Genomic DNA, 18,511 nt, shown 5'->3' with positions numbered 1-18,511 from the left:
TTAAATGGTGAATCCGGTTAAAAAGATTAGAGCATGGCATTTGAATCGTAAACAATCAAAAGTTGATGCATTATATGCTGAAGTTGGTTTTACTGATGAAGTTTTAGAAAAACAAGTTGAAATCAACAAAGCAAGAAATAAACATGATATTCCTGATGAATCCAAAGTTGTTTATGAAGATTTTGTACAGTAAAGTGATTCTGATGTTGTCTATTAAAGAAAATAAGGTTTTGAATGAAACTAATCAACGTAATGTTATTCGTGCAAAGATTAAAGCTTTGAATTTCCGTTTGTTAACTTGTGTTGATGATGAACGTCAAGAGATTGAAGAAGAGATTGCACGTTTAACATTTCAATTAGATAATGTTACAATAGTATCAAACAAATAACAAATAATATAATATTCATGTGAAATAATAGTTTAGAAAAAATTTTTTATCAGTATGGGATAATATTTTTTTCTATGTTAATTGAGAAGATCATCTAGGGAGCAATAGTAGCAGCGAATGTGAAAGTTTCTTTGGATGTAAAACTAAATATTTTTAATAAAAACTAACTATGTTAAAAGTTTATTATCCATGTGTTAAATATTGTAAGTTTGTAGAATATTATAAAAAAAATATTTGAGAGTTTGTCTCAGTGTTTTTGTACACTATATTTCTTCTTAATTACTTAATAGGATTTATATTGTCTTTTTGTTTAGGAGTTTTTTCTAGATATTTTTTTTACATGAATATAGTTAATAAGTAAAATAACATATAGGGGAGTTTTGACTGTCGACATTTTGTCGGTGGTCGGCTCCCCTTATTTTTTTTTAAATTTTTTTATATTTGTAATTTCATATTATATTTATATGGAACTTTTTAGATTTTTTTTTGAAAATCATTGTTGTACAAATTTGTACATTAGTGTATCCTAACTCTTATTTGATTTGAATAACATAAAACTAAACATGTGTGAGGCAAAAAAGTATAAGATTTAACATTATTTATCATTAACATTTATAAACTATTTCTAACAAAAATAAATATATTATAATACTCAAAGGGGATTAAATATGTTAACATCTGTTCAAAAAGAAATTTTACAAACCTTAATTAATTTATACCAATCATCTAATGGTAAATCAATTAAGGGTGAAGACATTGCTGAGGTTATGAATAGGAACCCTGGAACAATACGTAATCAGATGCAATCATTAAGAAGTTTAGGTTTAGTTAAAGGTGTGCCTGGTCCGAGAGGAGGATATAAGCCAACCATTGAAGCTTACCATTCACTAAACATTTCAATATCAGACAATGATTCCAAAGTGCCTATTTATATAAACGGTGAAAGGCTAGATGACATTTCTGTTGCACGTATAGAATTTACAAGTGTTCCTCAACCTACGGAATGTGAAGCCGCCATTAAAGTTTTAGGAAGCATCAAGGATTTAAACCTTGGAGATACAGTCAGGATAGGTCCGACTCCTGTGAACAATTTGGGAGTTATGGGAACAATTGTAGGAAGAGACGATATGGACAATATCCTTTTAGTTGATACTACCACAATCAGAAGTATTCCTAAAAAGACTGTTGGTGATATTGCAAGTAAGGAAGTAATTTCATTTTCAGTTGACTGCTCTGTAAAAGAGGCATGTAAAAAATTGACTTCCCATGAAATTGACGGAGCTCCTGTCATTAAAGATGGAAAAGTAGTTGGTGTATTTACATTGACAGACCTTGTCCAGGCAATAGCTCATGATAAGGAAAACTTGTCTGTTGGTGAATTAATGTCAACTAATGTTGTCATTGTCAATGAAGATATGAAAATAGCAAATGCAATTGAAGTGATGCTTAAAAAATCAATTTCAAGATTAATAATAGCAGATAACAATCAGGTTTTACTAGGAATTGTCACAAGAACAGATTTAATAGACAGCATAACTAATTTAGAACAATTCCCAATTATTACTAATTAAGTGATTAAATGAAAGTTTCACAGCTCAGCATTGAAAAAGATATGAAAATAATTGATTTGATTAATCAATTTGAAAGTTCTGGAGTATTAGGTGCAGGCAGGGTAGCTCGTGCCTGCGATATTTTGGCGGACATGATTTCAGATGAAGACATGAATGTATTTTTAAGCCTTGGCGGTCCTTTGATTCCGGGAGGTATGCGAAATATTGTGACCAAAATGATTAAGGAAGGTCATGTCAATTTAATTGTTTCAAGTGGCGCAAATATTACTCATGATTTGGTTGAATCGTTTGGTGGAGCTCATTATCGCCATGAAGGAAAAGATGATGAAGAACTAAACGAAGAAGGTATCGGAAGAATTGCAGACATCAATGTAGGCTCTGACGATTTCACTCTTTTTGAAACTGAAATAACTAAAATATTTGAAAAGATAGCCAGTGAAAAAAATGTTGTTTCAATTCAGGAACTGCTTCATGAAATAGGTCTTCTTGTTGAAGATGAAAATTCATTTGTAGCTGCTGCAGCTAGAAATGATGTTCCGATTTTTGCACCGGGGCTTATTGATTCGATGATGGGTTTGCAGTTATGGATTTTTTCACAGGACCATGACTTTACCGTAAGTGCTGCAGGAGACATGCCTTTATTGTCAGATATTGTCTTTGGATCTCAAAAAGTGGGTGCAGTTCTTTTGGGAGGAGGCCTTACCAAACATTATACATTAGCTTCCAATGTAATTACTGGAGGTCTTGATGCGGCTATTCAGATTACAATGGACAGGCCTGAAGCCGGAAGTTTGGGCGGAGCGCCTCTTGAAGAAGCAAAATCATGGGCAAAAGCAAGATGCGGTTCTAGTCTGGCCAGTGTTGTTGGTGATGTTACAGTTATTTTCCCTTTAATTTATGCCGCAGCATTGGATAAGATTAGCGGTGATTAAATGAGTTATATAATTTTGGCCTTATTGTTTATTTTATCAGGATTTTTCATGAAATATTCTGATGATTTATATGATGAAAATAATGATTTGACTTTCGCTAGTGTTTTAGGAGTTGTTTGCGGTATTGCATCTGCTTTAGCTGCAATCTACAGCTCAGATGCTGCTTATATTTTCATGGCTATTCCGATAGGTAATTTCCTTGCACTGAAAATAGATGGAATTCATCATATAATTACATTAATAGTTTTCATTGTAATGTTATTAATTGCAGGAGTTCCTGAGTTGAATTTAGTTGTGTTACTAATTTGTATTTTAGGTACACTTTTAGATGAAGTTGGCCATGAATTAATTCATAAAATTACACAAAACAAGTTTTTAAATCTATTTTTTGAATATAGGTTTGTATTGAAAATTGTAATACTTCTGCTTGCAGCCTATGGCGTATTTGATATTTGGATATTTGTTTGCTTCCTTTTATTTGAAATATCATACGTATTTGCAGGAATTATTTTTGAAAGTTTGAATTAAAAAAAAGAAGTAAAAAAAGGAATATAAAATTCCTTAAATTTAGTCATCACCGAGGTCAATTCCCATTTTACCAGCTACTCTTGCGAGTAATACGGTAACAATAACAGCAAGAATGGTTACAACTATAGCATATATGAATAAACTTGGAAGAGCATCTCCAGTACCTATAAATTTCTCAATTAATTTTTGGATTGCTTCATTCCATGCTAAACCTGCAACAAGTGCGAATGCAGTTGTAATCAATCCTAAAATAGTTTCCATAATTAATTTTGTTACTTCGTTTGCCATATTTTTTCCTCCATTTAAATCAGTTTGTTCAAAGATAATAAGAACAATATTATATTTATTTCTTATAATTAAAATAGTTTAGTTTCAATTCAAGGATTCAATTAATTTTTCACATGCTTCCTTTGGATTATCTGATTCGTAAATACTTCTTCCAACAATAATTGCATTTGAATATTCCAATGTTTTTTTACCGTCTCCTCCTTGCTTTCCAACACCCGGAGAGATAATATATGCATCTTTCCCGACAATATCACGAATATCTGATAATCTGTCAAGTCTGGTTGCAGGTGCAACATAGTTTGTGATTCCCATGTCCACTCCCATTTGAGCTATTGCATCTGCATTTTTTTGCAGAAACATTTTTGCTCCGGGATGTGACATTTCAGTTAGCAGGAATAATTCTTTCTGGTGTTTGTTTGCCATATCTAGACATGCCTGTACACTGTCTGATCCGACAAAACCATGGCATATAATTGCATCTGCACCTGCCTTGAATGTTTCATCACATATTTTTTCATTTGTTGCGTCGATATCTGCTACCTTAAAGTCACAGATTACTTTAAATCCGAATTTGTCTTTTAGTTTGTTGATGATTTCAAGACCTTCGGCAAGTGCCAGTGGATATCCTATTTTAATTGTATCAATTTGTTCTTTAATTGAATCACATATTTCAATAGCTTCACTTTCACTCATTACGTCAAGTGCTAATATCAAGTTGTTTTTTATGTTCATAGTATCATCTTTGTTCTTTTATTTTATAAATATAATATTTATATATAATAAGGTATATAATATCATTATCAATAAAACTTTAATAAATTTTAATTATATTTTAAATTTTTATTGAGTTATATATCAATTAGTATTGATAGTTATTTGGAGGAAATTATTTATGCATATTATGGAAGGATATTTACCATTAAACTGGTGTATAATATGGTTTGTCATATCATTCATCGTTGTTGCATTTGGTATATATCAAATTAAAAAAATCGTGGATGAAACCCCTGAATCAAAAGCATTGCTTGCTGTAAGTGGTGCATTCATGTTTGTATTATCATCTTTGAAATTGCCTTCTGTTACTGGAAGTTGTTCTCACCCTTGTGGTAACGGGTTAGGCGCAGCATTATTTGGTCCAGCTGTAACTGCAGTACTTGCAACTATTGTACTTTTATTCCAAGCAATTTTACTTGCTCACGGTGGATTAACTACTTTAGGTGCAAACATATTCTCTATGGGAATTGTCGGACCATTAGTCGCATGGTTAGTATATAAAGGTTTAACTAAAGCTAATGTTTCATCAACTATTGCAATCTTCTTTGCAGCATTTTTAGGTGACTTGTTAACTTATGTAGCTACTTCATTCCAATTAGCTTTCGCTTTCCCTGCTCCTACTTTTGGTGAAGCATTAACCAAATTCTTAGTTATTTTCGCAGTAACTCAAGTGCCATTAGCTATTGGTGAAGGTCTCTTAACCGTAATTATATGGGACAGATTAAAAGCTTATAAACCAAAATTATTAGATAAATTAGGTGCTTTAGCTCCTAATGAAGCATAAGGTGATATAAATGAAAACATCAACATTAATTATTTTAGCTGTTGTGTGCATCATATTATTCATTGCACCATTAATAATGTTTAATGGTCATGGAGAAGATGACGGATACTTTGGCGGTGCAGATGATGCAGCAGGTGAAGCTATCGAAGAAACAGGTTTTGAACCTTGGTTTTCATCTATATGGGAACCACCTAGTGGTGAAATAGAAAGTTTATTATTTGCTCTTCAAGCAGCTATAGGTGCAATCATTATTGGTTATGCATTTGGTTACTGGAGAGGTAAAGGAAAAGAAGAATAATTTATTTCTTCTTTAATTTTCTTTTTTTTTTTAAGTGATTTTATGAAATTTGATATGGATTATATTGCACATAATAATGAATTAACAGAAACAAATCCTTATTTTAAATTGTTTTTAACAATTATATTGTTAATTGTTACATTAGCACTCGATAATCTGTATTTTGATGTATTCATATTTGTTGTAATGTCAATTGTCATTTTAGCAATTGCAAAAATTAACTATAGATCTTATTTGAAATTCCTGTCAATTCCAATGGCATTTCTTGTTATAACATGTATATTTTTACTGTTCTTCTTTGGAAAGGGGGATGTAATATATGAAACTGGAATACTGGGCATAGTGGTTACTAATGATTCATTTCATTATGCTGTTTATACATTTATGAGAGTTATGGGATGTTTGCCTTGTTTAGGATTTTTAGCATTGACTACTCCTATTGCAAAGATTTTAAATTGCCTTAGAACTTTTAAAGTTCCAAAAATTTTAATTGAAATTGCACTTTTGATGTATAATACTATATTCATATTTTTAAATGAAATCGACACTATGCAGAAAGCTCAAAACTCTAGATTGGGTTATCATTCATACTGGACTTCATTCAAGTCTTTAGGAGCTCTTGCAAGTACAATATTTTTAAGGGCACTTGATAAAAGTGAAACATTACAACATTCTTTAGATTCTAGAGGCTACACAGGTGATCTTCCGGTTTATGAACCAAGAAAAAAGGAGCATTAACATGATTGAAGTAAAAAATATTAAATATGCTTATAATTCTGAGTATCAGGCTCTTAAAGGAGTTAGCTTAAAGGTCGAAAGAGGCGAAATGGTTGCTCTTTTAGGTAAAAATGGTGCTGGTAAATCAACTTTGTTTCTTCATTTGAATGGAATTTTTGAACCTGATGAAGGTCAGGTCTTCATTGATGGTGAAGAATTAAAATATGATAAAAAGTCATTGCTTAAATTCAGACAAAAAGTTGGGATTGTATTTCAAAATCCTGATGACCAGATATTTGCTCCTACAGTTGAGGAGGATGTCGCATTCGGTCCTCTTAATTTGGGATTGTCTATGGAAGAGGTTCAGGACAGAGTTGAATATGCCCTAGCCCGTGTAGGTATGTCAGGATATGAGAAAAAAGCACCTCATCATTTAAGTGGAGGTCAAAAGAAACGTGTTGCCATTGCAGGTATTCTTGCAATGAAACCTGAAGTGATGGTTTTGGATGAACCTACAGCAGGCCTTGACCCTCAGGGAGTTGTTGATTTGTCAAAATTGTTAAGAGAACTTAATGATGAAGGAATTACAATCTTAATTTCAACACACGAAGTAGATTTGGTCCCTAATTATGCTGAACGTGTTTTTGTTTTAGTTGATGGTTTATTGATTGCAGAAGGAACTCCTAAAGAAATTTTTGCAAAACCTGAAATATTGGATCAAGCTAATTTAAAAGTCCCAATTGTCACTGAACTCTTCCAAGATCTTGAAAAGGAAGGTTTTGACATGCAAGGGGATTATCCGTTAACAATTGACGAAGCTAAGGATAAGTTTTTAGATTTGTTAAACAAAAACTAATTTTTTTTTAAATCAGATTTTTTTCATAATTATACTGCCCAAAGTATTACTCGCAGTATTAATTCATAATACTTTTTAATTATTAACTAAACATTTATATTATTAAAAACATATTTTTTCATAAGGTGAATTTACATGAGAATTGGAATTTGTGACACTACATTTGCTCGCTTTGACATGGCTGCAGCAGCTATCGATGAGCTTAAAAATAATGCTTATGATTTAAAAATCATCCGTCAAACAGTTCCTGGCGTTAAAGACCTGCCGGTAACTGCAAAAATTCTCATTGAAGAGGAAAACTGTGACATTGTAATGGCACTTGGAATGCCTGGCCCTATGGAAAAAGATAAGATGTGTGCTCATGAAGCATCAACAGGTCTTATTAATGCACAGCTCATGACAAACACTCACATTTTGGAAGTATTTGTCCATGAAGATGAAGAAGAAGATCCTGTTGAGCTTGCAAAACTTGCTGAAAACAGGGCACGTGAACATGCACAAAACCTGATAAAAATGATGTATCACAGAAAAGCAATGAGAAAAGAAGCTGGAATGGGAATGCGTGAAGGAAAAGAAGATGCAGGACCATTATAAAAAGGTGTAAAATGGAATATGAAGTAACTTTGGAAGATAAAAATGCAACATATGTGGTTCTTCCGGCATATAATGAAGCAACAAGAATCCCGCCTGTATTGGAATCAATTGCAGAGAAAGGATATAATATGGTCATTGTCAATGACGGTTCAACAGACAATACATTGGATGTTATTCTTGAATCCAAAAGGAAATATCCAAATCAGATTCATGTCTTTTCTTTACTAATTAATAGAGGTGTTGGTGTTGCTACACAAACAGGCTTTGATGCAGTTTTGAAATTCAATCCAAAATATGTTGTCAGTATGGATTCAGATGGACAGCACTCAGCCGATGATTTGGATGCTGTAATAAAACCATTGGTTGTAGGAGATGCTCAGGCAGTTATAGGCGTAAGGCCTCTGGAAGATATGCCTAGAAGCAGAAATTATGCCAATGCCATAATGAATTTATTGACCAAAATATTTTATAGGGTAGATGTAAGCGATTCTCAAACTGGTTTTAGGGCAATTACCAGAGAGGCATTAAATAAAATTACAATTAACGCTACTGGATATCTCATATCTTCAGAATTCATACGTGAAATCCATGACAATAATATTCCATTTGCAGAAGTTCCGATCAAAACAATTTACACTCCAGAAACTCAAGCAAAAGGAACAAATACTACTGCTGCAATAAAAATATTGCTTCAAATGATTAAACATCAGTTTTAAGGTGATAATATGTTTTTATATTCGTTAATATTTCCGATTATTTCTATTATAGCTATTGTATGGTTTGTATTAAGATATTTAAGGGGAAAAAATTCTGCACTTACAACACTATTATGGGCTCTTTTCTGGATTGTTGTTGCAATATTTTCACTTTTCCCAAATTTAAGTAATGAATTTGCCCGGTTAGTGGGCATAACTCGTGGTTTAGATTTTATTATCATTTTAGTATTCATAGTATTGTTTTATACTATTTTAAGACTTTACTTTATTGTAGATAAACTGCAGAATGATTTGAATACTGTTGTAAAACAGACAGCAATACAAAATGAAATTACTCTTGATGATGAAGAGGAATAGTTCATGTTATATTTTAGGGGATGCACTGCAAGAGAAAAACAAACTGACATTGCAAAAGCTACTGAAAGACTTCTTGAAATTGCAGGCGTTGATTTTCACACATTGGATGATGAAAAATGTTGCGGATCTGTTTTACTTAGAACCGGTTTTATCGATGAAGCAGAAGAGCAAATCCGAAAAAATACTGAAATTTTAAAGGGAGATACTATTATTACTTCCTGTGCGGGATGTTATAAAACTTTAAAAGAGGATTATGAAGGTTTGGATGTAGTTCATATTTCACAGCTTTTATATGATTTGATTAAAGAGGGCAAGCTTAGTTTTTCTAAAAAGAATTTAGATGTTACTTATCATGATTCATGTCATTTAGGTCGCCATTGCAATGTTTTCGATGAGCCAAGAGAGGTAATTGATTCAGTTGCAAATCTGATTGAAATGGAAAATATTCGTGAAAACAGTTTGTGTTGCGGCGCTGGAGGGGGTGTAAAGTCAGCTTATCCCGAAATTGCTCACGAGATGGCATCTTTAAGGATTAGTCAGGCTAAGGAAACCGATTGTGAAACACTGGTTACTCCATGTCCTTTCTGCAAACTGAATCTTGAGAATGATGATATTGAAGTTTTGGATTTAACTGAATTTTTAGTAAAATATGGTGATGTGGATGAAGACCAGTGAACTTGAAACAATGAGAAAATCTTTCAATACAGTTAAAAAAAGATCAGGTACTATTAAAGACTCATCATCTACCAAAAGATTAATTAAAAGAGTTCAGGAAATTAAAAAGTTCTCAATTGAAAACAACGAAGAGTTATTCAATCAGACATTAGAATCATTTAAACGCAACGATATTGATTTTAAAATTGCTAATTCAGCACAGGATGCATTGGATATCATTGATGAGCTATTGGCTGAATATGACTGCACTACAATTGCTAAAGCAAAATCCAATACTCTTGGTGAAATCAATCTTAAAGCCCATCTTAAGGGCACTGATATTGACGTTGTTGAAACTGATTTGGGAGATAGGATATTGCAGCTTAAAAGGACTGATAATAAACCCGTTCATCCGACAGGTCCTGCTTCTCATTTGAATATTTCCAAGATTACTGATATTGTCAACGATTCCCTGGATGTTAATGTCAATCCTGAAGCTAGGGAAATCATGGAAACTGTCAGGAAGGATGTGCTGAAACGTCTTGAAAATGCTAATGTAGGTATAAGTGGAGCCAACGCTATAGCATCCGAAGAAGGTTCCCTCGTAATGGTGCACAATGAAGGCAATATTTCAATAGTTTCACTTAAAGATTTGCATATAATCGTAGCTGGAATCGATAAAATTGTACCTTGTCTTGAAGATGCAATCTCTGTTGTAAAGCTTGAGACAATTTTTGCAACAGGAAACTATGTGACATCATATATGAATGTAATTTCCGGACCTTCAAAAACTGCCGATATTGAGAAAAAACTCCTGAAAAATATGTATGGTGCCGAAAAGGTTGTTGTAATACTGCTTGACAATGGAAGAAGTGAAGCTACACCGGAATGCCTTTATTGTATTGGATGCGGAAATTGTGTAGTGCACTGTCCTGTATATAATGCAGTAGGTAATGAATTCGGATTCAACAACTATCTTGGAGGCCGTGGTGTTGCAATGTCAAAGTTCATTGAAGATGATGAAACCTGCTATAATTCAGGTCTTTACATGTGTACCTTGTGCGGACTGTGTACTTTAAACTGTCCGGTCAGTATTCCGACAAATGAAATAATTGAAAACATGAGGAAATTATCAGCTGATGTCGGATTTTACCCAAAGGCTCACGGCATTATCAAAGAGAATGTTTCTAAAAACGATTCTCCTTATTAATCACTATTTTTTTTAAAATTTTCCAAAAAACCAATAATATTATAAATAATAAGGAAGTAATATTATTATATTATAAAATTATATTTTATTGGAGGAAATATATGCTTCTATTAATAAGTCCTATAAATCGTGAAGAAGCTCTTGAATCTATTGAAGGCGGAGCAGATATTGTTGATGTGAAAAATCCTAAGGAAGGCTCCCTTGGTGCTAATTTCCCATGGGTAATTAAAGAGATTAGGGAATTAACTCCTGAAGACAAACTTGTCAGTGCTACTTTAGGTGATGTACCTTACAAACCGGGTACTGTTTCACTTGCAGCAATGGGTGCTCATGTTTCCGGAGCAGATTATATTAAAGTTGGATTATATGGAACAAAAGACCATGACGAAGCGGTTGAAGTCATGGAAAATGTTGTAAAAACTGTAAAAGATGTAAGTGAAGATACAATTATTGTAGCAGCAGGATATGCTGACGCTCACCGTGTAGGTGCAGTCGGCCCTATGGAAATTCCAAAAATAGCAAAAGATGCAGGATGCGACCTTGCAATGTTGGATACTGCTGTTAAAGACGGTCATACATTATTTGATTATTTAGATATTGATCAGTTAAAAGAATTTGTTGAAGAAGCTCACAGTTATGATTTATTAACTGCACTTGCAGGGTCCGTTAAAAAGGAACAATTAAAACCATTGAATGATATTGGTTGTGATGTTGTAGGTATTAGAGGAGCCGCTTGTGTTGGTGGTGACAGAAATACTGGTAAAATACACCACACTGCAGTTGCTGAGCTTAAAGAATTATTGGATTCATTCTAGTTAGGTGTAATTATGTCATATTCAAAAAAAGTCCAGGAAGCAAGAATGTCTTATACTTTTGATGATTTTCTCTTAACTCCAAACGCAAGTTATGTAGAACCAAAAGATATTTGTACAAATATTGAATTAGGTAAAGGAATTAAATTGAACATTCCTGTTTTAAGTGCGGCTATGGATACCGTTACTGAAGCAGACCTTGCAATTGCTATGGCACAGCAAGGTGGTATTGGAGTACTTCACAGAAATCTATCTTTAGAAAGACAGGTTGAAGAAGTTAGAAAAGTTAAAAATGCTGAAGATTTAACTATTCGTGATGTTATAACTATTTCTCCGGATTCCACTGTAATTCAGGCTGAAGAAATAATGCGTGATGAACTTATCAGCGGATTGCCTGTTGTTGATGATGATGCTGATGTATTGGGCATTATATCAAAAAGAGATATTAGGCCGGTTTTAAAATCCGAACCTTCAACTCATATCAAAGACATAATGACTTCAGATGTCGTTACTGTTGAAGAAGGAGTATCTGCTGAAGAAGCATTGAATGTTGCTTATGAAAACAAGGTTGAAAGACTTCCTGTTGTTCGTGATGGCAAACTGGTAGGAATAATCACTATTAAAGATATTTTAAACAGATCACAATATCCTAATGCAGCACGTGATAAAAATGGAAACTTTTTGGTCGCTGCAGCATGCGGTCCATTCGATTTGGACAGGGCGATGGCACTTGATCAGGCAGGGGCAGATATTATTTCCATTGACTGCGCTCATGCACACAATATGAATGTGGTTAAATTTACTGAAACTATTAAAGATAATATTGACGCTGAATTATGTGTAGGTAACATTGCAACTGCTGAAGCTGCTGAAGACTTAATATCCATGGGTGTAGATGCACTTAAAGTTGGTATTGGTCCTGGTTCAATGTGTACCACTCGTATTGTAGCTGGTGTTGGTGTACCTCAACTTACAGCTATTTCAGATGTTGCTGATGCTGCTCGCGATTCCGGTGTTCCTGTTATTGCTGACGGAGGTATCAGATACTCCGGTGATGTTGCAAAAGCTATTGGTGCCGGTGCAGATGCAGTAATGCTAGGTAATTTACTTGCAGCTTCCTTAGAAGCTCCTGGAGATATTGTTGTAATGAACGGTAAACAATACAAAAAATATCGTGGAATGGGATCTATGGGTGCAATGACCAGCGAGTATGATGGTGGAGCAGACAGATACTTCCAAGGTCAAAAAAGTAAAATGAACCATACCAAATACGTTCCTGAAGGTATTGAAGGTGCTGTACCATACAGAGGAACTATTGCAGAAATCTTATTCCAGTTAGTTGGTGGTTTAAAATCATCCATGGGTTATTGTGGTGCAAAAGATATTGCTGCAATGAAAGAAAAAGCCAGATTCGTTAGAATTACAAGTAGTGGTATAAAAGAATCCCACCCTCACGACTTGTTAATTACTAATGAAAGTCCTAATTATCCAACTCTTGAATAGTTGGATGATTTTTTCATATTTTTAGATGAGATTGAGAATATGGCGCAAGGATTTATAGGAAATTTATTTCTCATCTAAACAATATTTTTTTTATTTAATGTTAAGTGTTTTTTCTTTAAAATGCTTAATTTTAGCAAACCTTTAAATATTAGTAACTACTATATTATCATATTAGATAATTTTATGATTATTTTCAGATAATCATGTTTATTTACATTTAATTAAATTTTATTATTTACGGAGAGAATATAAATGGCAAGAACTAAAAAAGTAGGTATCACAGGAAGGTTCGGTGCAAGATACGGAAGAAAAGCAAAAAGATCTGTTAAAATCATTGAAGAAAACATGAAAAAAAATCATGTTTGTCCTAAATGTGATAGACCATATGTAAAAAGACAAGCTGCTGGAATCTGGAAATGCAGAAAATGTGGTGCAGTATTCACTGGTGGAGCTTACGTTCCTCAAACCCCTATGGCAAAATCTGCAGCACGTAGTATCAGAGATATTAGAGTGGAGGAATAAGCTTTGTATAGATGTCCACGTTGTGGAGCAGAAGTAGACCATAAAAGCTACATGGAAAATAAATGTCCTAAATGCAGATATAGGATTTTATTCAAAAATGTTCCAGAAACAACCAGAATTATAAAAGCAAGATAATTCTTTGCTTTTATCCATATTTTCACTATTTTTGATTTAAATGTTAATTTCTACTTCTAGAAAACCTTCTCAAAAAACTAGAAAGTTCTGTAAGAATTTAGCACGTTCTACCGATTCAACCTCTGTTAATAGGGGAAAAATGAATATGCGCGAATTGCTGCTAAAGGCTCTTGAATTGGATGAAATTAACTTGGCAGTCGTTAATGAAATCAAAGGAAATCCAAGTAAAGTAACCTTTTATTCAAATAAGGGTGAGGTTTTGCTTGTAATGCTTATCAGTGTTACACAGGATTCGGAAAAGCTTAACATTGCACCTTCAAGATTGAAAATAGTTTCACAATTTGATAAGCTTAATGTTTTAAGTGATATTTTAGGTTTGGATTTAGTGGACAAGGCTGAGGATAATTATATCCTTATTTCTCAAGATGAAAAATTTATGGCTAAGATTAATTTTATCAATAAATTTGGAGATAAACTCCATTTTCAAATCAATGTTAAAAAGATTTTAGAGGATGTACATGATTGATGAAACTCCTCTCGAATCGCTTAACAGCATTATATCCATAGAATTTGATAGCAGTCATCAGGCTGAAATTGTTTATAATTCAATCCTTTTGGAGTTTGATACTGCGCCGGATTTTAGATCATCAATGACGATTGTTCAGGATGAATCTAAAATTATTATCAAAATAGATGCTGAAGACTCAACATCCTTTAGAGCTTCTGTCAATTCCGCTATAAAATGGATAAAATTAGCATCAGAAATAAATAATTTAACAAACTTATAAAATAATAATTAGGTGATATTATGGAGATTCCTGAAAACATTCAAAATCAATTAAATCAGTTTCAACAATTACAACAACAAGCTCAAGCAGTAACCATGCAGGTTCAAAATGTTGAAATTCAAATTCAAGAAACTGAAAAAGCTTTAGAAGAACTTAAAAAAACTGATGAAAATACTGAAGTATTCAAACAAGCTGGAACTTTACTTATTAAAGTTGAATACGCAGATACATTAGCAGAAATGGAAGATAAATTAGAAACTCTTCAATTAAGAAAACAAACCATGACCCGTCAAGAAGAAAGAGTCATGAAAAAACTTGAAGAAATGCAAGCAACTATCCAAAATGCAATGCAAGGTATGGGCCAATAGGCTTAATACTTTTTTCTTTTTTTATAGATTTACATGTCTAAACTCAAAAAACTATCTCCAGAAGATTTATCAACTATTTCTGATGATTTTGGCGAAATATTGGAAAAAGAGGTTTCTAAAAATATTTCCACCAAAGAAGTTGAAGACTTGGATTTGGATATTACCCTCAATTATGAAAATGATCAGTTAGACGTTGATGTTGATGTTGGCATTCTTTTTGATGAGCTTTCTGAAATAAACCAAGACCAAATCATGAAAGCTATTGATGAAGCTTATTTGAAGTTTGATTCCTACATTGATGAGAATTTCAGGGAATAATTATTTTTTTTTAAATTTTTCAGTATTACTTATTTAAATATTTTTATTAAAATAAGTATTACTTTTTTATAAAAAAGTATTTATACTATTAATTTCAATAGTTATATTGTGCAAGGATGAGTGAAGATATATTATCATATTTTTTTGCATCAAAATTGAAATGAGTTTGAAGTAATGTCAATAGCTTAGCAATATAAATGTAACACGTAATACTATCTTTCAATTTCCCTCTTCTAGTTACTTCAAACTTATTTTTTTCAATTTAACTTTATCAATCTAATTTTATTAAAATTTATTAATTTTTAAGCCTTAAAAATTCGGCGTTTTATAATTTTTCATTTTTCATGAATAAATGTTTATTTTTTAATATATAATTTAATAATTATATATATTTTAATAATTATTTTTAAAAATTATATATTCAAGTATACTTTAATTTTTCTAAAATAGAGTAACATTTATATACTATGTAATTAAAACTAATTAGTAGAGGTTCATAACTGTCTGTTATAAATCTTAAATTGATCATTATTTTTCGTATTTCTCGAGAGAGCTGACAAACACATCAGCTCTTCTCACCTCCTTAAGTTTTTAATACTTCTTTTGTCCAATTATTTAATATGATTAAAAAAATTCCAGTAATAGATTTAATGCAAGGCCAGGCTGTAAGCGGCAAATCCGGAATGAGGGATACATACACACCATTAAGAACTGTTTTTGCTCCATCATCCAATCCTGTTGATATTGCACAGGGATTAAAGTTGAATGGTGCTGATGAGATGTATATTGCAGATTTGGATTTAATCGAAGCTCATGGTCATAACATTAATGATATAAAAATGGTCAACACAATTTTACCGGTTATTTTTGACGGTGGCGTAAAAAACTGTGAAGCCTTTGAATTTTTCCTGGACTATGCCTACAAGGTCATTGTTCCTAGTGAAACTCTTGAAAGTATAGATGAGATGAAAAGGATATTTGAAAAATTTCCAAAAGAAAGGATTGTAGTAAGTGTTGATGTAAAAGATAATGAGTTGCTTTCTAAAAACCTTGATTTAAATTTATCAGAGCTTAAGGAAATCTTAAAGGAGCTTGATCCCAATGAAATAATCCTTTTGGACATTACAGGTGTAGGTACTGAAAAAGGATATAATGAAAAACTCTTAAATGAATTTTCTGATTTAAAAGACAAGCTGATTATAGCAGGAGGTTTAAATAAAAATTCATTAAATGAACTGGAGTCTATTGGGATAAAAAAAGTATTGATGGGTACAAGTCTTCACTCCGGGGAAGTAAAACTTCTTGATTGAACATTATTAATATGCAGAAATTTTCATTAACATTTTTCTTGCAGGCCTTTAGAAGGTGTGTTTAACCTTCATTTACTATTTTTTTAATTATTATTTTTAATTAAACAATTAAACTGAAATTAAAGTTCTAACTAGATGTTTTTCACTATTCTAAAAATAGTGCAGGGTTTTCAATATTTTGCAGCTCTGTTCAATAAAAATAGATAATTATATATTACTTTCAAACATAGATTAAATTGTTAATGCATTTATATCTTGTTTGTTTTAAAAAGTGAAGATTTGGGATAGTAGTGTATTAATGCTGCAATAATTATTTCTGCGATTATTGCATAAAACAATTTAGTTAACTTGGAGGATATTTATGAAAAAAATATTGTCAATTTTAGTATTCGCAGCAGTTTTTGGACTGCTTATAGGTTCTGTTGCTGCATCAAGCATAGAAATGGTATCTCACGATTTTGATGGAAATTTTGATATGAACGTTCCTAAAAATGCAACATTTAAAAAAGTGGATTCATCTGGTTTTTTAGAAAGTACTGTGGCATATTATGATGCTGGTGATAATCTTAACGTAACATATACTTTACAAGATGTAAACGATACAGTTAAAAATGCAATGAGCCAGTTATCAAAACTAGGTGTTAATTTTACCACTGATGGTGATATTAAGTATGCTAGTGTTGGTAACATGAGTGAAATACTTTACCAAAAAAATGGTGAATTGGTTATATTGTCAAGTGACAAGTTGGATATGAATACCTTAAAAGAAATGGCACATTCTATTAAATTAGTATAATTAAATCATTTTAAAGGTAACGTTGATTTTTTTGTTACTTGTATTGTTATTGACTGCATTGATGGTGCAGGGATAACAAAACTTTTATTTTTTTTGAAAGGCTTTTTTAAAAATGTTTTGAAAAAAAGTTAAAGAATTTAGATTAAAGAACTTAAAATTATATATGGGAATATGCATGCACAAATGAATAATGCAACTCCTAATCCTAATTTAACCTTGTCTTCATCTAGTGCTCCGGATATGATAAGTAGTATTCCAAAAAATCCGAATATAACTGGAAGGATATGTGAAAAAATTGTTGTTCCTACTGCTGCCATTTTAAATCACTATAATAATTTTTAATCTTTTAGTTAATAAAATTAACTTTTAAATTTTTCTTTAAATTTTCTAATTCGGAAATTAAATAAATTTTTTATATGATTTTTTTCAAAAATATGAGTAATGAGGATAGATAAACATAGTCATCACAAAAAAGCCGGTGAAAATTTAGCATTTGTATTTTTCATGAATCTTACATTTAATATAATTGTTATTATTGGAGGTCTGGCTACTAACAGTATGGCAATTCTTGCAGATTGTATTCATGATTTGGCAGACACCATTTCAATTGCTCTTGCATGGGCATTGGAAAAGGTTTCTCAAAAGGATTCATCGGAAAATTATTCCTATGGATATCAGAGATTTTCAATTTTAGGTGCAGTAATCATTTCCGTTTTTGTAATTATAATGGCATTCGTTATTCTTCAGGAGGCTATTCCAAGATTATTCTCGCCTGAAGAGGTTGATGCCGGAGGAATGCTTATTATAGCGGTAATAGGTGTGGTTTTCAAATTTGTTTCTGTTCATCGTCTTCACAAAGGAGAAACTTTCAATGAAAAGGCTATTTTTCTGCATCAATTAGGAGATATATTTGAATGGCTTACTATTTTAATATTGGGTGTTGTTTTAATGTTTTGGGAGGGCGCCCCATATTTGGATCCGTTTGTTTCAATAGGAATAGCATTATGGTTGATATTCAACCTTGGAAGGAATTTATATAAATCACTTGAAGTTCTACTCCAAAAAACACCTGATTATTTTGATGTGGCTGAGTTTAAAAATTCCATTATGGAAATCGATGGGGTTAATGCAATTGATGATTTTCACATATGGTCACTTGACGGCATTGATTCTGTCATGACATTAAAGGTTGATGTTGATTTTGGTTATGATGTTGGTGAAATTAAAAAACAGATTTATTCTATTTCAAATAAATATCATGTTGTAGATATCACTATTGAATTTGAATAGA

28 protein-coding genes are annotated in these 18,511 nt (G+C 32.1%); 25 read left to right on the top strand and 3 right to left on the bottom strand.

From position 1 onward, the window contains the following. Nucleotides 1-4 precede the first annotated feature (4 nt). The 5 genes from QZU75_RS05345 (at nt 5) to QZU75_RS05325 (ending at nt 3,420) form a co-directional block, all read left to right on the top strand. Nucleotides 5-193, top strand: a complete 189-nt coding sequence (locus QZU75_RS05345; RefSeq protein WP_296882085.1) for a hypothetical protein — start codon at nt 5-7, stop codon at nt 191-193. Beyond that, a complete protein-coding gene (locus tag QZU75_RS05340; protein ID WP_296882083.1) occupies nt 183-389 on the top strand; it encodes a hypothetical protein in 207 nt (68 codons plus the stop codon). The genes QZU75_RS05345 and QZU75_RS05340 overlap by 11 nt, the downstream gene beginning before the upstream one ends. A gap of 668 nt (nt 390-1,057) precedes the next feature. Beyond that, complete coding sequence (locus tag QZU75_RS05335) at nt 1,058-1,960, top strand: CBS domain-containing protein (protein WP_296882082.1); 903 nt, start codon at nt 1,058-1,060, stop codon at nt 1,958-1,960. Between the two features lie 8 nt (nt 1,961-1,968). Continuing rightward, a complete protein-coding gene (locus QZU75_RS05330) occupies nt 1,969-2,892 on the top strand; it encodes a deoxyhypusine synthase (protein ID WP_296882080.1) in 924 nt (307 codons plus the stop codon). After that, nucleotides 2,893-3,420 (top strand): hypothetical protein, encoded by a 528-nt coding sequence (locus tag QZU75_RS05325; protein WP_296882079.1) that lies wholly within the window; start codon nt 2,893-2,895, stop codon nt 3,418-3,420. A gap of 39 nt (nt 3,421-3,459) precedes the next feature. Here QZU75_RS05325 and QZU75_RS05320 read toward each other — a convergent pair whose 3' ends face one another. Both QZU75_RS05320 and pyrF read right to left on the bottom strand, forming a co-directional pair. Continuing rightward, a complete protein-coding gene (locus tag QZU75_RS05320) occupies nt 3,460-3,708 on the bottom strand; it encodes a DUF5654 family protein (protein WP_296882077.1) in 249 nt (82 codons plus the stop codon). 84 nt (nt 3,709-3,792) lie between these two features. Further along, nucleotides 3,793-4,440: an orotidine-5'-phosphate decarboxylase gene (gene pyrF, locus QZU75_RS05315; RefSeq protein WP_296882075.1), complete on the bottom strand. Its 648-nt coding sequence runs from the start codon at nt 4,438-4,440 to the stop codon at nt 3,793-3,795. A 160-nt stretch (nt 4,441-4,600) separates the two neighbouring features. Here pyrF and cbiM point away from each other — a divergent pair, with 160 nt between their 5' ends. The 19 genes from cbiM (at nt 4,601) to QZU75_RS05220 (ending at nt 17,220) form a co-directional block, all read left to right on the top strand. After that, nucleotides 4,601-5,266, top strand: a complete 666-nt coding sequence (cbiM, locus tag QZU75_RS05310; RefSeq protein WP_296882074.1) for a cobalt ECF transporter S component CbiM — start codon at nt 4,601-4,603, stop codon at nt 5,264-5,266. Nucleotides 5,267-5,276: 10 nt separating this feature from the next. Further along, the gene (locus QZU75_RS05305) at nt 5,277-5,564 is read left to right on the top strand and encodes an energy-coupling factor ABC transporter substrate-binding protein (protein ID WP_296882072.1); all 288 of its coding nucleotides are present in this window, start codon (nt 5,277-5,279) and stop codon (nt 5,562-5,564) included. Between the two features lie 42 nt (nt 5,565-5,606). After that, the gene (gene cbiQ / locus QZU75_RS05300; RefSeq protein ID WP_296882070.1) at nt 5,607-6,302 is read left to right on the top strand and encodes a cobalt ECF transporter T component CbiQ; all 696 of its coding nucleotides are present in this window, start codon (nt 5,607-5,609) and stop codon (nt 6,300-6,302) included. Between the two features lies 1 nt (nt 6,303). Next, nucleotides 6,304-7,137 (top strand): ATP-binding cassette domain-containing protein, encoded by an 834-nt coding sequence (locus QZU75_RS05295; protein ID WP_296882069.1) that lies wholly within the window; start codon nt 6,304-6,306, stop codon nt 7,135-7,137. A gap of 135 nt (nt 7,138-7,272) precedes the next feature. Further along, complete coding sequence (ribC, locus tag QZU75_RS05290) at nt 7,273-7,731, top strand: riboflavin synthase (protein ID WP_067041664.1); 459 nt, start codon at nt 7,273-7,275, stop codon at nt 7,729-7,731. 11 nt (nt 7,732-7,742) lie between these two features. After that, nucleotides 7,743-8,447, top strand: coding sequence for a glycosyltransferase family 2 protein (locus QZU75_RS05285; RefSeq protein ID WP_296882067.1), 705 nt, complete (start codon nt 7,743-7,745; stop codon nt 8,445-8,447). A 9-nt stretch (nt 8,448-8,456) separates the two neighbouring features. Beyond that, the gene (locus QZU75_RS05280) at nt 8,457-8,804 is read left to right on the top strand and encodes a DUF2304 domain-containing protein (protein ID WP_296882066.1); all 348 of its coding nucleotides are present in this window, start codon (nt 8,457-8,459) and stop codon (nt 8,802-8,804) included. Between the two features lie 3 nt (nt 8,805-8,807). Beyond that, nucleotides 8,808-9,479: a (Fe-S)-binding protein gene (locus tag QZU75_RS05275; protein ID WP_296882065.1), complete on the top strand. Its 672-nt coding sequence runs from the start codon at nt 8,808-8,810 to the stop codon at nt 9,477-9,479. Next, on the top strand, nt 9,466-10,668 hold the full coding sequence (locus QZU75_RS05270; RefSeq protein ID WP_296882063.1) for an LUD domain-containing protein: 1,203 nt from the start codon (nt 9,466-9,468) through the stop codon (nt 10,666-10,668). The genes QZU75_RS05275 and QZU75_RS05270 overlap by 14 nt, the downstream gene beginning before the upstream one ends. Before the next feature lie 101 nt (nt 10,669-10,769). Beyond that, nucleotides 10,770-11,483 carry a (5-formylfuran-3-yl)methyl phosphate synthase gene (locus QZU75_RS05265; RefSeq protein ID WP_296882061.1) on the top strand — a complete coding sequence of 238 codons (714 nt, stop codon included), beginning with the start codon at nt 10,770-10,772 and terminating at the stop codon, nt 11,481-11,483. A gap of 12 nt (nt 11,484-11,495) precedes the next feature. Beyond that, nucleotides 11,496-12,983: an IMP dehydrogenase gene (gene guaB / locus QZU75_RS05260; protein ID WP_296882059.1), complete on the top strand. Its 1,488-nt coding sequence runs from the start codon at nt 11,496-11,498 to the stop codon at nt 12,981-12,983. Between the two features lie 252 nt (nt 12,984-13,235). After that, the gene (gene rpl37A, locus QZU75_RS05255; RefSeq protein ID WP_292743952.1) at nt 13,236-13,505 is read left to right on the top strand and encodes a 50S ribosomal protein L37Ae; all 270 of its coding nucleotides are present in this window, start codon (nt 13,236-13,238) and stop codon (nt 13,503-13,505) included. Between the two features lie 3 nt (nt 13,506-13,508). Then, complete coding sequence (locus tag QZU75_RS05250; protein ID WP_082706360.1) at nt 13,509-13,640, top strand: DNA-directed RNA polymerase subunit P; 132 nt, start codon at nt 13,509-13,511, stop codon at nt 13,638-13,640. A 40-nt stretch (nt 13,641-13,680) separates the two neighbouring features. Next, nucleotides 13,681-14,166 (top strand): Brix domain-containing protein, encoded by a 486-nt coding sequence (locus tag QZU75_RS05245; protein ID WP_296882057.1) that lies wholly within the window; start codon nt 13,681-13,683, stop codon nt 14,164-14,166. After that, nucleotides 14,159-14,428, top strand: coding sequence for a KEOPS complex subunit Pcc1 (locus QZU75_RS05240; RefSeq protein WP_394350233.1), 270 nt, complete (start codon nt 14,159-14,161; stop codon nt 14,426-14,428). Before QZU75_RS05245 ends, QZU75_RS05240 begins: the two co-directional genes overlap by 8 nt. A gap of 20 nt (nt 14,429-14,448) precedes the next feature. After that, nucleotides 14,449-14,796 (top strand): prefoldin subunit beta, encoded by a 348-nt coding sequence (locus QZU75_RS05235; protein ID WP_296882054.1) that lies wholly within the window; start codon nt 14,449-14,451, stop codon nt 14,794-14,796. A 33-nt stretch (nt 14,797-14,829) separates the two neighbouring features. After that, nucleotides 14,830-15,114: a DUF3194 domain-containing protein gene (locus QZU75_RS05230; protein ID WP_296882052.1), complete on the top strand. Its 285-nt coding sequence runs from the start codon at nt 14,830-14,832 to the stop codon at nt 15,112-15,114. 620 nt (nt 15,115-15,734) lie between these two features. Next, nucleotides 15,735-16,424 (top strand): HisA/HisF family protein, encoded by a 690-nt coding sequence (locus QZU75_RS05225; RefSeq protein WP_296882051.1) that lies wholly within the window; start codon nt 15,735-15,737, stop codon nt 16,422-16,424. A 361-nt stretch (nt 16,425-16,785) separates the two neighbouring features. After that, on the top strand, nt 16,786-17,220 hold the full coding sequence (locus tag QZU75_RS05220) for a hypothetical protein (RefSeq protein WP_296882049.1): 435 nt from the start codon (nt 16,786-16,788) through the stop codon (nt 17,218-17,220). 137 nt (nt 17,221-17,357) lie between these two features. Here the strand turns inward: QZU75_RS05220 and QZU75_RS05215 are convergent, their stop codons facing one another. Then, the gene (locus QZU75_RS05215) at nt 17,358-17,537 is read right to left on the bottom strand and encodes a hypothetical protein (protein WP_296882048.1); all 180 of its coding nucleotides are present in this window, start codon (nt 17,535-17,537) and stop codon (nt 17,358-17,360) included. A gap of 124 nt (nt 17,538-17,661) precedes the next feature. Here QZU75_RS05215 and QZU75_RS05210 point away from each other — a divergent pair, with 124 nt between their 5' ends. Then, nucleotides 17,662-18,510, top strand: a complete 849-nt coding sequence (locus tag QZU75_RS05210; RefSeq protein WP_296882046.1) for a cation diffusion facilitator family transporter — start codon at nt 17,662-17,664, stop codon at nt 18,508-18,510. The last annotated feature ends 1 nt before the right edge of the window (nt 18,511 follow it).

Source organism: uncultured Methanobrevibacter sp. (genome assembly GCF_902764455.1).
GTDB lineage: Archaea > Methanobacteriota > Methanobacteria > Methanobacteriales > Methanobacteriaceae > Methanocatella.
Note: the sequence above shows the minus strand (reverse complement) of the source record. Positions and strands in the feature narration are given on the sequence as shown.

Excerpts from the sequence above, each read along its gene's own strand:
- guaB (WP_296882059.1), top strand. The coding sequence starts at position 11,496 with ATGTCATATTCAAAAAAAGTCCAGGAAGCAAGAATGTCTTATACTTTT.
- QZU75_RS05320 (WP_296882077.1), bottom strand. The coding sequence starts at position 3,708 with ATGGCAAACGAAGTAACAAAATTAATTATGGAAACTATTTTAGGATTG.
- pyrF (WP_296882075.1), bottom strand. The coding sequence starts at position 4,440 with ATGAACATAAAAAACAACTTGATATTAGCACTTGACGTAATGAGTGAA.
- QZU75_RS05280 (WP_296882066.1), top strand. The coding sequence starts at position 8,457 with ATGTTTTTATATTCGTTAATATTTCCGATTATTTCTATTATAGCTATT.
- cbiM (WP_296882074.1), top strand. The coding sequence starts at position 4,601 with ATGCATATTATGGAAGGATATTTACCATTAAACTGGTGTATAATATGG.
- QZU75_RS05285 (WP_296882067.1), top strand. The coding sequence starts at position 7,743 with ATGGAATATGAAGTAACTTTGGAAGATAAAAATGCAACATATGTGGTT.
- ribC (WP_067041664.1), top strand. The coding sequence starts at position 7,273 with ATGAGAATTGGAATTTGTGACACTACATTTGCTCGCTTTGACATGGCT.
- rpl37A (WP_292743952.1), top strand. The coding sequence starts at position 13,236 with ATGGCAAGAACTAAAAAAGTAGGTATCACAGGAAGGTTCGGTGCAAGA.
- QZU75_RS05270 (WP_296882063.1), top strand. The coding sequence starts at position 9,466 with ATGAAGACCAGTGAACTTGAAACAATGAGAAAATCTTTCAATACAGTT.
- QZU75_RS05265 (WP_296882061.1), top strand. The coding sequence starts at position 10,770 with ATGCTTCTATTAATAAGTCCTATAAATCGTGAAGAAGCTCTTGAATCT.
- QZU75_RS05275 (WP_296882065.1), top strand. The coding sequence starts at position 8,808 with ATGTTATATTTTAGGGGATGCACTGCAAGAGAAAAACAAACTGACATT.
- QZU75_RS05345 (WP_296882085.1), top strand. The coding sequence starts at position 5 with ATGGTGAATCCGGTTAAAAAGATTAGAGCATGGCATTTGAATCGTAAA.
- QZU75_RS05240 (WP_394350233.1), top strand. The coding sequence starts at position 14,159 with ATGATTGATGAAACTCCTCTCGAATCGCTTAACAGCATTATATCCATA.
- QZU75_RS05210 (WP_296882046.1), top strand. The coding sequence starts at position 17,662 with ATGAGGATAGATAAACATAGTCATCACAAAAAAGCCGGTGAAAATTTA.
- QZU75_RS05230 (WP_296882052.1), top strand. The coding sequence starts at position 14,830 with ATGTCTAAACTCAAAAAACTATCTCCAGAAGATTTATCAACTATTTCT.
- QZU75_RS05325 (WP_296882079.1), top strand. The coding sequence starts at position 2,893 with ATGAGTTATATAATTTTGGCCTTATTGTTTATTTTATCAGGATTTTTC.
- QZU75_RS05235 (WP_296882054.1), top strand. The coding sequence starts at position 14,449 with ATGGAGATTCCTGAAAACATTCAAAATCAATTAAATCAGTTTCAACAA.
- QZU75_RS05215 (WP_296882048.1), bottom strand. The coding sequence starts at position 17,537 with ATGGCAGCAGTAGGAACAACAATTTTTTCACATATCCTTCCAGTTATA.
- QZU75_RS05225 (WP_296882051.1), top strand. The coding sequence starts at position 15,735 with ATGATTAAAAAAATTCCAGTAATAGATTTAATGCAAGGCCAGGCTGTA.
- QZU75_RS05245 (WP_296882057.1), top strand. The coding sequence starts at position 13,681 with ATGTTAATTTCTACTTCTAGAAAACCTTCTCAAAAAACTAGAAAGTTC.
- QZU75_RS05295 (WP_296882069.1), top strand. The coding sequence starts at position 6,304 with ATGATTGAAGTAAAAAATATTAAATATGCTTATAATTCTGAGTATCAG.
- QZU75_RS05335 (WP_296882082.1), top strand. The coding sequence starts at position 1,058 with ATGTTAACATCTGTTCAAAAAGAAATTTTACAAACCTTAATTAATTTA.
- QZU75_RS05330 (WP_296882080.1), top strand. The coding sequence starts at position 1,969 with ATGAAAGTTTCACAGCTCAGCATTGAAAAAGATATGAAAATAATTGAT.
- cbiQ (WP_296882070.1), top strand. The coding sequence starts at position 5,607 with ATGAAATTTGATATGGATTATATTGCACATAATAATGAATTAACAGAA.
- QZU75_RS05305 (WP_296882072.1), top strand. The coding sequence starts at position 5,277 with ATGAAAACATCAACATTAATTATTTTAGCTGTTGTGTGCATCATATTA.
- QZU75_RS05220 (WP_296882049.1), top strand. The coding sequence starts at position 16,786 with ATGAAAAAAATATTGTCAATTTTAGTATTCGCAGCAGTTTTTGGACTG.